The sequence below is a fragment of the Streptomyces sp. adm13(2018) genome, assembly GCF_008042145.1.
Classification (GTDB): domain Bacteria; phylum Actinomycetota; class Actinomycetes; order Streptomycetales; family Streptomycetaceae; genus Streptomyces.
Window position 1 is genome coordinate 501,224 of sequence record NZ_RDBH01000129.1, and the last position, 11,290, is coordinate 512,513.

General features: G+C 76.7%; 9 protein-coding genes. 3 read left to right on the forward strand and 6 right to left on the reverse strand.

Annotated features, from left to right (window positions below; translation table 11 throughout):
• Nucleotides 1-2 precede the first annotated feature (2 nt).
• Both EAO70_RS18915 and EAO70_RS18920 read left to right on the forward strand, forming a co-directional pair.
• The gene (locus EAO70_RS18915) at nt 3-425 is read left to right on the forward strand and encodes an acyl-CoA thioesterase (protein ID WP_148004086.1); all 423 of its coding nucleotides are present in this window, start codon (nt 3-5) and stop codon (nt 423-425) included.
• The gene (locus EAO70_RS18920) at nt 422-1,087 is read left to right on the forward strand and encodes a hypothetical protein (RefSeq protein WP_148004087.1); all 666 of its coding nucleotides are present in this window, start codon (nt 422-424) and stop codon (nt 1,085-1,087) included. The genes EAO70_RS18915 and EAO70_RS18920 overlap by 4 nt, the downstream gene beginning before the upstream one ends.
• A gap of 74 nt (nt 1,088-1,161) precedes the next feature.
• Here EAO70_RS18920 and EAO70_RS18925 read toward each other — a convergent pair whose 3' ends face one another.
• The 5 genes from EAO70_RS18925 to EAO70_RS18945 form a co-directional block, all read right to left on the reverse strand.
• Nucleotides 1,162-1,752, reverse strand: coding sequence for a hypothetical protein (locus tag EAO70_RS18925; RefSeq protein WP_148004088.1), 591 nt, complete (start codon nt 1,750-1,752; stop codon nt 1,162-1,164).
• Between the two features lie 128 nt (nt 1,753-1,880).
• Nucleotides 1,881-2,867 carry an ABC transporter ATP-binding protein gene (locus EAO70_RS18930; protein WP_148004089.1) on the reverse strand — a complete coding sequence of 329 codons (987 nt, stop codon included), beginning with the start codon at nt 2,865-2,867 and terminating at the stop codon, nt 1,881-1,883.
• Entirely contained in the window at nt 2,864-5,680 is a 2,817-nt protein-coding gene (locus EAO70_RS18935; protein WP_148005227.1) for an FtsX-like permease family protein, read from the reverse strand. The genes EAO70_RS18930 and EAO70_RS18935 overlap by 4 nt, the downstream gene beginning before the upstream one ends.
• Nucleotides 5,681-5,766: 86 nt before the next feature.
• Nucleotides 5,767-9,120, reverse strand: coding sequence for an ABC transporter permease (locus tag EAO70_RS18940; RefSeq protein WP_148004090.1), 3,354 nt, complete (start codon nt 9,118-9,120; stop codon nt 5,767-5,769).
• A gap of 223 nt (nt 9,121-9,343) precedes the next feature.
• Nucleotides 9,344-9,748, reverse strand: coding sequence for a globin (locus EAO70_RS18945; protein ID WP_148004091.1), 405 nt, complete (start codon nt 9,746-9,748; stop codon nt 9,344-9,346).
• Between the two features lie 86 nt (nt 9,749-9,834).
• On the opposite strand from EAO70_RS18945, the gene EAO70_RS18950 reads away from it, so the two are divergent.
• Nucleotides 9,835-10,809: a methyltransferase domain-containing protein gene (locus tag EAO70_RS18950; RefSeq protein WP_148004092.1), complete on the forward strand. Its 975-nt coding sequence runs from the start codon at nt 9,835-9,837 to the stop codon at nt 10,807-10,809.
• Here the strand turns inward: EAO70_RS18950 and EAO70_RS18955 are convergent.
• The coding region (locus tag EAO70_RS18955) for an FHA domain-containing protein (protein ID WP_148005228.1) at nt 10,790-11,290 on the reverse strand (501 nt) is incomplete at its 5' end. The two genes, EAO70_RS18950 and EAO70_RS18955, sit on opposite strands and share 20 nt — an antisense overlap.

The following is an 11,290-nucleotide window of genomic DNA, read 5'->3' on the forward strand; positions in this document are numbered from 1 at the left end:
GCGTGCGCCACATCTACAGCTGTCCCCTGCGCTGGTCGGACATGGACGCCTTCGGGCACGTCAACAACGTCGTCTTCCTGCGGTACCTGGAAGAGGCTCGGATCGACTTCATGTTCCGGCTCGCGCCGGGGGACGGCTCCCCCTCGTTCTCCGGCGGGTCCGTCGTGGCCCGGCACGAGATCGACTACGTGCGGCCGCTGGTCCACCGGCACCAGCCGGTGACCGTCGAGTCCTGGGTGACGAAGATAGGCGCGGCGTCGCTGACGATCGCGTACGAGATCAAGGACCCCGAGGTCACCTACGTGCGGGCGTCCACGGTCGTCGTGCCCTTCGACCTGGAGGCGCAGCGGCCGCGCAGGATCTCCGCGGAGGAGCGCGCGTTCCTCCAGGAGTACGTCGACGACGGGATGACGTCCGCCGCATGACCGTGCTCGCGCCGCTGCACTTCGCCGACGCCAGGGAGGCGGCGGCCCTCGCCGCCTTCCTGGCCCGGCTCGTCCACTACGACCGGGCGGCCGCCGTCCGCCTCCAGGCGGGCGGCGGGGCACTGGCCGTCTTCGGCCGGCCGGCGTCCTTCGAGGTGCTCGCCGTCCGGACGGCCCGGCTCGTGGACGCCGTCGACCTCGACGTCACCGTCTCCGCCGGCGAACTCCTGGAAGGCATCGAGGAGTCCGCGGGCAAGGCGGTCGTCCCCGACTCCGTCACCGGACCCCCGTGGGCCGGTGTCCTCCCGCCCCGCACCGGCTGGCGGCCGGTCCCCGGGCTGCCGGACGCCGCGGACATGCGCGCCGCGGTGGCCGCGGCCGTCGCCGAGTTCCGGGCGCGGGACGAGGAACTGCCCGCGGAGCGGCGTACCCGCGCCGAGCGGGACGTCATCGGCCGCGAGATCTGGTCCCGGACCCTCGGCGCCACCGGCCTGCCGCTGCGCGCGGTGCACGCGGCCCAGTCACTGGGCTTCCTGCCGCCCGCGGACACCGAGGCCCCCGTCGCGCTGCTCGCCTCCGGCCCCTGGCTGCGGCTGCGCACCCCGTACGGCTCGATCGCCCTCCGTACGGTGTCCATGACGCTGACGGTCGCCCCCGAGTGACCGTGGCCCCCGACCCCGGCGCCCCGACGGCCTGACCCGGCGCGGCCCTTCGGCCGACCAGGTTCGTACGCTCCTCACCGCTCCCCGCGGCCCTCGCGGGCGATCGACACGACCGACAGCGCGGCCGAGAGCACGAGCAGCGACGCGGGGACGACCGGGGAGCCGTGGGCCTTGTTCTGCCGTTCGAGCACCGGATCCATGCGGCGGGCGGGGTCGTACGCGATGCGGACCGCGCCGCCCGGCTCCGCGATCCGCTCCTCGGCGGAGAAGTCGGTGGGGTAGCCGCCGGCACAGCGCAGGGTGTGGTGGAACAGGGTCTTGGGGGCCGGCGCGCCCTCGCCGAAGGTCGGGTGGTGGGTCACCTTCGGCTTCCCCACGACGACACAGTCGGCGACCGCGCCGCGGACGGCGTCGTCCCGCGCCTCCACCCAGACGGCCGTCAGACCCGCCAGGATCAGGACGGCCGCGGCGATGCTCCCGCCTTCGCGGAAGAGCGCGTCGTGCGCCACGAGCGCGACGGCGGCCAGCGCGAGGCCGCCCGCCACGGCGAGGGCGGTCGGCGGCCGGTGCGGGCCGCCGAGACTCCAGGCTGCCCACCGCCACAGCAGTGCTCCGGCGACGGCGGGCACGAGCAGCGCCCCGGTGTACCGCACGGCCTTGCGCATCGGGCACCCCCGTGGTCGACGTCGAAAGCCTGTTCCGTGGGCGGGGACGCCCGGGGGCGCGTGCGCGGTTGCGCAGACGCCGGGGGCACGTGCGCGGTCGCGCCGGGCCGCGCGGCACCGCGTACCGCTCAGCCCTCGGCGTCGTCCCGCCACACCCCGATGTGGTCCTGCTCCAGCTCCAGGGCCACGCGGTGCCGCAGGTCGAGCGCCTCGGTGTACTCGGCCGGGAGCTGGAGTCGGCCGGCCCGGTCGAGCATCGCGTACTCCCGGGCCACCAGGGACTCCTTGCCCTGCTCGTCGACCTCCGTGCGGCGCAGGACCTCCGAGGAGGTGCGGCCGTCGCGGATGGCGACCGTGCGGCGGACCTCGGAGGCGACCGCCTGGTCGTGGGTGACGATCACGATCGTCGTCCCCAGTTCCTCGTTGGCGCGGCGGAAGGCCGCGAACACCTGCTCGCCGGTGGCCGAGTCCAGCTCGCCCGTCGGCTCGTCGGCGAGGAGCACGGCCGGGTTGTTGGCCAGGGCGACCGCGATGGCCACCCGCTGCTGCTGGCCGCCGGAGAGCTGGTGCGGCCGCCGGTCGCGGGCGTCCGCGATGCCCAGCATGGCGAGCAGTTCCTCGGCGCGCTCCGTCTTCCGCTTGGCGCGGCCCTTCAACTGCATGGGCAGGGCCACGTTCTGGGCGGCCGTCAGATAGGGGAGGAGGTTGCGGGCGGTCTGCTGCCAGACGAAGCCGACGACCTCGCGGCGGTAGCGCAGCCGTGCCGTGCCGTCCATCGCGAGCAGGTCCGCTCCGGCGACCCGGGCGGCGCCGGCGGTCGGTACGTCCAGGCCGGCGAGGATGTTCATGAGCGTCGACTTGCCGGAGCCGGACGCGCCGACCAGGGCCATCAGCTCGCCCTCCTTCACCAGGAGGTCGAGCCCCTGGAGGGCCTGCACCTCGACCCCGTCCGTGGTGAAGATCCGGACGAGACGGTCGCAGGCGATGAGCGCGTCATGGCCGTAGTCGGGCCGGTCGCGCCGCGCGTTCGCCCGGCGCTCCAGCTCCTCCAGGGTGGTGGGGTCGGAGGCGGACCCGGCGGCGCCGGGCCGGCTCGGCGTCTCGGTCTTCGTCATCGTGCGTCTCCCGCCCTGAGTTCCTTGACCGAGCCCCTGCGGCCCGCCCACCACGCCTGTCCGGCCGCCGCGACCGCCGTGATCAGCACGACCGCGACGGCCGGGACCGCCAGCGACCACGGGTCCACCCGCAGCGGCGCGCTGTCCAGCGGGGCGAAGCCCGGGGTCGTCGCGAGCGCCAGCCGGAACAGGTCGACGCCGGGGGCGAGCAGCGGCACCGTCGCCCAGCCGACGAGGGTGCCGCCGACGGCCGCCAGGACCGCCTGCGGCAGTGCTTCGAGGCCGAGGAGCCGCCGTCCCTGCCGGCGGGTCAGCCCCATCGTCCGCAGCCGGGCGAGGAGCGTGGTCCGCTCGGGCGCGTTCTGCAGGAGCGAGAGCAGCACGGCCACCACGGCGAAGCCGGCGCCCGCGCCGATCGCGCCCAGGTAGATCCGCTCGGCGCCCGACTGGAGCGGCGAGTCCACGTAGCCGGCCCGCTCCTCGGTGCGGGTCGACACCAGCAGCGCGGCGGACTTCGCCTTCACCACGGCCCGCAGCGCGGCCCCGTCCGAGGGGCCCGAGACGAGCAGCGCCGTGTTCGCCCGGTGGGTGAGGTCGGCGGAGTTGACCAGGAGGAAGTCCGCGCCCTGGAGCGCCGGGGTGGTCGGCCGGACGGCGACGATCCTGACCCGGAACACGCCGGCCGCCGACACGATCTCCTGCGGCGCGCTGCCCAGCCGGGCGGCGACCGAGGGCGAGGCGATCGCGGGCAGCACCCGCGCGGTGTCCGCCGCGGCCTCCTTGCCGCCCTTGCCGGTCGTGGCGAGCAGCGCCGCGGGGAACGGACCGAAGCCGGTCCGCCGCGCGAGCCGGGTGTACGCGTCGGGCTCGACGCCCACGAGCGCCGAGCTCATCGGCTGGGCGGTGTCGCTCCCGGGGGACGGCAGCGACACCCCGTACTCGATCTGCAGCGGCGCCACGTCCCGTACGCCCGGTGTGGTGCGCACCGCCTCGGCCAGGCCGGCCGGCAGCGGAGTCCACTCGACCGTGCCGTCGATCCGGGCGTCCGCGCCGGTCGCCAGGAGCGCGGCCCGGTCGCGGGCGTCGGCGACGCCGGCCAGGACGGAGCCGCCGAACGCCGCGGTGGTCAGGGCGAGAACGAGCGCGAGCAGGGGCAGGGTGCCCGCCGAGGACGCGCGTCCGGCGCGGGCCAGCGCCAGCGGGCCCACGGCCCCGCGCAGCCGGCGGGCCGGGCGGGCCGCCCACCGCAGCGGCAGTGGGTAGACGCGGACGAGGACCAGGGCGGCGATCAGGCCGACGAGCACCGGGGCGGCGCTCACCAGGTGGTCGCCGGAGTCCCCGGTGCCGCGGAGCCGCAGGGAGGCGACCGCGCTCACGGCCAGCACGAGCAGGGTGAGTTCGAGGACCGTGCGGCGCCGGGACGGACGGGCGGTGAGCAGGTCGTCGCGGCCGCCGTGCAGCCGCGGGCGCCGGTGCCGGACGACGGCCCGGAGCGGCAGGACGAGCATCGCCACGAGGGCCACAGCGATGGTGGCGAGCACCGAGGGCAGCAGCGGGATGCCGCCGAGTACGCCTCCGGACGCGCCGTCCGGACCCCGTGCGGTCGCCACTGCGAGGACCAGTGCGAGCAGCGCGGCCGGCACGGCGACCGCGGAGGTCTCGCCGAGCAGCCGCAGTCCGATGCCGGTGAGCGAGGCGCCGCGGGAGCGGATCAGCGCCAGTTCGCCGTCCCGGCGGGCGACGAAGAGTCCGCCGGTCATGGCGAGGACGACCGCCGCGACCGCGCCGATCCCGAAGACGGCGACGGCCACGACCGGATCGATGGCCCCGCGCATCGACCCGTACGCGCCGACGATCGTGTCGAGTTCGGTGGTCAGCGCGCCCGTGGGGCCCACCACCTCGCGCAGCCTCACCAGGTCGGGGCCGCCCGACGCCGAGGCCAGGGCGGCGCCGAGGCGTCCGGCGTCCCGGCCGGTGAGGTGGTCGGCGGTGGGCAGATAGCGGAAGTAGACCTCGGGCTCCCCGGTGGTGGAGAGCAGCGCGGGCGCCGAGGTGGGGGAGAGCAGCAGCGCTCCCTGCCAGTAGTACGTGACCTCCTGGCTGACCAGCGGGGCGAGCGCGGGGGTGCGGAGCAGCGGCTCCACCGCCCAGTACGGGCCCTCGGGGCCGCGCGGCTCCACGATGCCGGTGACGGTGAGCGCGAGGGGTACGGCGCTGACCCGGCCGGGCACGTGCACGACGGAGCCGGGCTTGATCCGCAGTGCCTCGGCGGTCTTCGTGGTGACCACGGCCTCGGGGGCGCGGGCGGTGCCCGCGGGGAGGCGGCCCGCGCGCAGCGTGGTGTGCTCCGCCAGGCCCGAGAGGGAGGCGAGCACCAGCTCGGGGGAGATGCCGTCCGGCCGGGGCAACCACGGGTCCAGCCCCTCGACGCGCTTGACGGTGCGCACGCCGTGGACGGTCTGCCCGGGGTCGGTCCGCAGCGGGGCGGGCAGCAGGGCGCCTGCCCTGTCGCGCTGCTTCCCGAGGACGGCGGGGGCGAGGCCCGCCTCGCGTACCGACGGGGGGAGTTCGAGGCCCGGCGGTTCGGCGGTCAGTTCGAGGACGCTGCTGCGGGGCGCGGCGGTCCGGATGTCGTGCCGCAGCCCCTCGGTCTCGTACGCGTCCACGGCGCGCGGCAGGACGGCCGCCAGGTAGGCGGTGACGAGGACGAGGAGGGCGAGGGAGGCGGCCGCCCAGGGCGCGGTCCGCAGCCGGGTCCGCACCCAGGGCGCGACGGCGCGGGCCGGCTTCTCGGACCGAGGCGACCGGGGCATGTCGGGTGCCTTCCTGCGTACGGCGGGCGGGTCGGGGTGCTGCCGGTGCTCGTGCTCGTCCGGGTGCTCCCCGGCGGTGCCGGTCATCAGCTCACCGCCTGGTGGCGCAGCGTCACGGCCGGGTCGGTGCGCCGCAGCGCGATCGCGGCGACCACGGCGAGCGGCAGGACGGCGACGCCGGCGAGCAGCAGCGCCACCTGGCCGAGGGGCAGTTCGACCAGGACCGGGGGGACGGGCCGGGCGGCCTGCCCGGTCAGGACGACCAGCGGCACGACCGCCCGGGCCAGGACGGTGCCGAGTCCGATGCCGACGAGCAGGCCGATGCCGATGAGCAGGCCCTGTTCGGCGGCGACCAGCCGGGCCAGCCGGCGGCGGGGCGCGCCGAGCGCCCTGAGCACGCCGAACTCCGCGGACCGTTCCCGCAGGGCGCCGGCCGAGCCGACCGCGAAGCCGACGGCGGCGAGCGCGGCGGCCGCGGCCGCCACCGCCATGAGGGCGGCGTTGGGCCCGGCGCCGAGCGGGTCGCCGAGCAGTTCGGCGGCGACCTCGTCCCGGACGAGGACCTGGGCGGGGTCGGCGTTGGGGCGGGCGCGCAGGGCGGCGGCGACCTCGCCGGCCCGGCCGGGCGCGACGGTCAGCCACCACTCGGTGGCGGGCACGGTGGAGGCCTCGTCGGTGGAGAGGAACCGGTTGACGGAGGCCAGGTCGAGGAGGATCGCCCCGCCGTCCTCGGGAGTGGTGGCCGACCCGCCCGCGGCCGCCGCGGCGGCGCCCGGGCCGGTGGTGGGCAGTTCGTCGACGACGCGGTCCACGGTCACGTCGACGCTGCGACCGCCCAGCGGGACCTCGACCCGGTCGCCGGGCGCGGCGCCGGACGCCGTCATGAAGGTCCGGGTCGCGACGGCGGAGAGGCGGCTCGGCGGCTGGGGCCCGGGGGCCTTCATCCGTACGGCGAACTGCTCCGGTCCCCAGAACACCTCGCCGACGGGGGCGCCGGAGACGGCGAACGTGAGGACGTACGGGGCGGGACGGCCCCCCGGCCCCGCGGCGCCGGGGACACCGGAGGTGGGGACGGGGCGCTGCGCGTCGCCCTGCGCGGTCTGCTCGAAGGAGTGCGTCCAGGAGCCGAGGACCGTCGCAGGGGAGTGGACCGTCTCGCCGCCGTCGGCGCCCGTGACGCCGAACCGCTCCACCTGGAGGGTCTGCGTGCCCTTCGCGCCGTCGACGACCTCTCCGGCGAACTCCAGTCCGGTGAGGGTGAGCAGCCCGGCGGAGCCCCGGTCGGCCCCGGCGCCGGGCGCCGCGGCCAGGGCGCCGACGTCGAGGGACAGCCGGTGGGTGCGCCCGTCGCCGGGCAGCGGGCCCACGGCCCGGCGGTACGGGACGCCGTTCGGGTCCTCCAGGACCGCGGTGACCCGGGCGGCGACCTTCGGCTCGGCGAGCCGTAGGTCGGCGGAGAGCGTCCGGGTGCCCGCGGGCAGCGGGAGGCCGGGGCGGGTGACGGCCGCGGGGGCGAGCGGGGCGAGGAGGGAGTGGACGGGGACGTCGGCGAGGTCGGGGCGGAGCAGCAGGCCCCCGGCGGCGTTGCGGGTGTCCACCGCGAGGACGGTCGCGTTCTTACCGGCCACGTCCATGGTGCCCCGGTGCACCGGGGCGGCGGAGCGGACGCCGGGGACGGCGCCCAGTTGCTCGGTCTGGGTGGGCTCGCCGGGCCCGGCGCCGAGGACGCGGACGGCGGCGCCCACCCGGAAGTCGGCCTGGTCGCGCTGCGAGCGCTCCCAGGAGCCGCTCTGCCCGATGGCGAGCATGCCCATCGCCACGGCGAGGACGAGCAGCAGGACGGGGCCCGCGCCGCGCAGCGGCCGGCGGCTGAACTGCCAGCCGGCGAGGGCGGCGGACAGCCCGCGCCCGCCGGCCGCGCGCCGCTCGGCCAGCTTGGCGGCGGGCGGCAGCAGACGCAGCGTCAGGACGGTCCCGGCGAGCAGGGCGAGCGCGGGGGCGGCGACGAGCACCGGGTCGACGGAGCCGCCGCCGGGCCCGTCCGTGCCGAGGGTGCCGCCGGCCGCCGACGGGCGCTGCAACTGCCAGTAGGCCACGGCGGCGACGGCCAGCAGCCCGAGGTCGGCGCCGGCCCGGACGGGGCCGGGCAGGGCGGCCGAGCGGGCCTTGCGCAGCGAGACGGCGGCGCCGTCCCCGGCGGCCAGCGCGGGTGCGACGACGGCCGCGGCGCAGCACAGGGCGACGGCGGCGGCCACCAGCCACACCTGGAGCGACGGCGTGGTGTCCAGCCGTACGCCGAGGGCGGAGAGCGCGGACCGCTCGGCGAAGAGCCCGGTGAGCGGACCGGACAGGAGGGGCGCGGCGAGGGCGGCGGGCAGGGCGAGGAGCAGCGCCTCGGCGGCGGCGAGCCCGGCGATCCGGCGCCGCGAACCGCCGCGGGCCCGCAGCAGCGCGGTCTCCCCGGACCGTTCGGTGCTGAGCAGCCGGGCGACGAGCAGCAGCGCGTACGCGGCGAGGAGGATCAGCTGCACGGCGACGATCAGCAGGGTGGAGCGGGAGACGAGCAGGGCCCGCTGGGTCTGCTCCAGGACCGTCGGGAGTGCGGTGGAGACCGCGACGGTCGTGCCGAACGGGGCGGTGTCGGCGGCCAACGCCTTCGGGCCCTCGGTCGAGGCGGTGCGCAGGGCGTCGATGCGGTCGGTGGTGAGGCCGGTGAAGTCGGCGGAGCCCAGCCAGGCGGTCTCGCCGGTGGTCAGCGCCCCGGACCGGATGACGGCCGGGTCGACGAGCAGCGGTCCGTACGTGGTGAACGCGACCGTCCGCACCCCGCGGCCGCCGGCGGGATCCAGCCGCCAGTACAGGTCGCCGGTGTCGACGGGCCGGTAGACGCCGGTGACCCGGGCCCTGACCTTGCGGTTGTCGAGCCGGTCGGTGAGGTCGAGGACGGCCCCGGGAGCGAGGTCCAGCCGCCGGGCGGCCTCCTCGGGCAGTGCCGTCTCCACGACGCCGGCGGGGGCGGCGGCCGCGGGCCAGGCGCCCCGGACGAGGGAGAGCCGCGAGCGGTCGACGGCGGCGAAGTGGGTGAGATCGGGGTCGCCCGCGCGGGCGGCGGGCGGCTGGAGGCTCCGGGGCAGCGCGTACGGCCCCGAGCGCTCCAGCCGGCGCAGGGTCACGGGCAGCCCGTCGAAGGTCTTCCGCATCCCCTCCCGGACGGCCTCCTCGGCCGCGGCCCGCCGGGCGGCGGGCACCTGCCCGCTCACCAGCACGGAGGCGGCGGCCGCGGAGCGCCCCCGCAGCCCCGCCTGGAGCGCGGCGTCCCCGATCGCCCCGGAGAACGCGGCGAGGGTGGCGAGCACCGAGGTCGTCAGGAGCACGGCGAGCAGTGCCGCGGCGAGCAGCAGCCGGTGCGCCCTGACACGCAGAAGTACGAACCCCGTCACCCATCCCCCTGGCCGTCCGGATCACGGTGCGCACGTCGTGCGGGTGCCGAACGCTCCCGGGATCTCTTCCGGATGCTTTCAGAGGGCATGTGCCGCTGGAAACCGCTTACGGTCCGACCTTGACCCGATCGTGACCGTTATTCGGCGCTCCTGGTCCGGAATGTGTCCGTCCGGAGGCTGGAAGCGGGGTGATGAGAGGTGTATGCGGGACCGTGAGGGGCCGTCAGCCCGCCGTGTTCACCATCGACGCCGCCGCGTACGTCAGATAGCGCCACAGCTCGGCCTCGTGTTCCGGGGCCAGACCGAGCTCGTCCAGCGCCACGCGCATATGGCGGAGCCACGCGTCGTGGGCCGCGCGGTCCACGGCGAACGGAGCGTGGCGCATCCGCAGGCGCGGGTGGCCGCGGTGGTCGCTGTAGGTGCGGGGGCCGCCCCAGTACTGCATCAGGAAGAGCGCGAACCGCTCCTCCGCCGGGCCCAGGTCCTCCTCCGGGTACATCGGGCGGAGCAGCGGGTCGCCGGCGACGCCCTCGTAGAAACGGCGGACCAGACGGCGGAAGGTCTCCTCGCCCCCGACCTGCTCGTAGAAGGTCTGCTCCTGCACTGCTTCCCCGGGAATCTCGTTCACCGTTCCATCGTCTCAGATGCCCCGTCCTAGGTCCGGGGATCCAGGACCCGCTCGCCGGAGGCCCCCGGCGGCGGGAGAGTGGAGGCATGGGTGAGCGGCGGGACGAGTTCGCCGAGGCCGGCGCGCGGGCGCGGCGGGCGCTCGTGCGGGAGATCGACGCCGAGGGCGTGCTGGCCGACGACCGCTGGCGGCGGGCCTTCGCCGAGGTCCCGCGCCATCTCTTCGTGCCCTACTACTACGTCCCCGGCACCGGCGGCTACGAGCGGCTCTGGTCCGGCGACCCCGACCCCGAGCGGCGGGACCGCTGGCTGCGCGGGGCCTACGCGGACACCGCGATCGCCACCCGGGTCCGGGACGGGGAACTGGTCTCCTCCGCCAGCCAGCCGTCCCTGATGGCCCTGATGCTCCAGGCCCTCGACGTCCGCGACGGCCACGACGTCCTGGAGATCGGCGCCGGTACGGGCTACCACGCCGCCCTGCTCTGCCACCGCCTCGGCGCGGAGCACGTCACCACCGTCGACCTGGACGCGGAGATCGCCGAGTCCGCCCGGACGCATCTGGCCGCCGCCGGACACCGGCCGGCCGTGGTCGCCGCCGACGGCGCCCGCGGCTGCCCCGAGCGGGCCCCCTTCGACCGCGTCGTGGCGACCTGCGCGATGCCGTCGGTCCCGCCCCCGCTGCTCGCCCAGTGCAGGCCGGGCGCCCTGGTGCTCGCCCCGCTCTCCACCGGGCTCCTGCTGCTGCGGGTGCACGACGGCGGCCACGCGGAGGGACGGTTCCTCGCGACCGCCGCCTACTTCGTGGCCCTGCGGGGCGTCGCGGGCCGCGTCCCCCGGCACGGTCCGGCGGGCGACGAGCGCTTCCGCTTCTTCCAGGGCCTGGTCGACCAGGCCCTGGACAGGAACGAAGCGCTCTCGCTCTGGCTGCGCGAGGGGCGGCCGGAGCGGGAGCGCTTCGGTGTGACGGTCAGCGGCGAGCGGCAGTGGGCCTGGCTGGACGACCCCGGAGGGCCCTACGCCTGGCCGCTGCCCGCCGGGGGCTTCAGCCCACCCGGATCGTGATCGTCGTCCAGGCGCCGACGTGCACCCGGTCGCCGTCCTGGAGCTGCACGGGGACGTAGGGCTGGATCGGCTCCTCGCCGCCGTTGATCGTGGTGCCGTTGGTGGAGTTCTGGTCCACCACCGCCCACGAGCCGTCCGGCTGCTGCACGAGCACGGCGTGCTGGTGCGAGACGCCCGGGTCCTCCGGCGGCACCGCCAGGTCGATGTCGGGGGACTCGCCGGTGGAGTGCCGGCGGCGGCCGATGGAGATCTGGTTGCCCCGGAGCGGCAGGTGCTTGTCCGGCGAGTACGCGGGCAGGTTCAGCCCACCGGCCTCCGGGCCGCTGCGCTGCATCATCGCCATGAAGTACTCGCGATCCGGGCCGATGACCGCGGTCCAGGACTGCGGCTGCCGCGGCGGCGGGAACTGCTGCTGCTGCTGCGGGGGAGCCTGGAACTGCTGCTGCTGCTGCTGCTGGGGCGGCGGGGGTGCCATGTGCTG

Bases quoted from the DNA above. Each gene is read 5' to 3' on its own strand.
- EAO70_RS18920 (WP_148004087.1), top strand. From the start codon at position 422: ATGACCGTGCTCGCGCCGCTGCACTTCGCCGACGCCAGGGAGGCGGCG.
- EAO70_RS18925 (WP_148004088.1), bottom strand. From the start codon at position 1,752: ATGCGCAAGGCCGTGCGGTACACCGGGGCGCTGCTCGTGCCCGCCGTC.
- EAO70_RS18930 (WP_148004089.1), bottom strand. From the start codon at position 2,867: ATGACGAAGACCGAGACGCCGAGCCGGCCCGGCGCCGCCGGGTCCGCC.
- EAO70_RS18935 (WP_148005227.1), bottom strand. From the start codon at position 5,680: ATGCCCCGGTCGCCTCGGTCCGAGAAGCCGGCCCGCGCCGTCGCGCCC.
- EAO70_RS18950 (WP_148004092.1), top strand. From the start codon at position 9,835: ATGGGTGAGCGGCGGGACGAGTTCGCCGAGGCCGGCGCGCGGGCGCGG.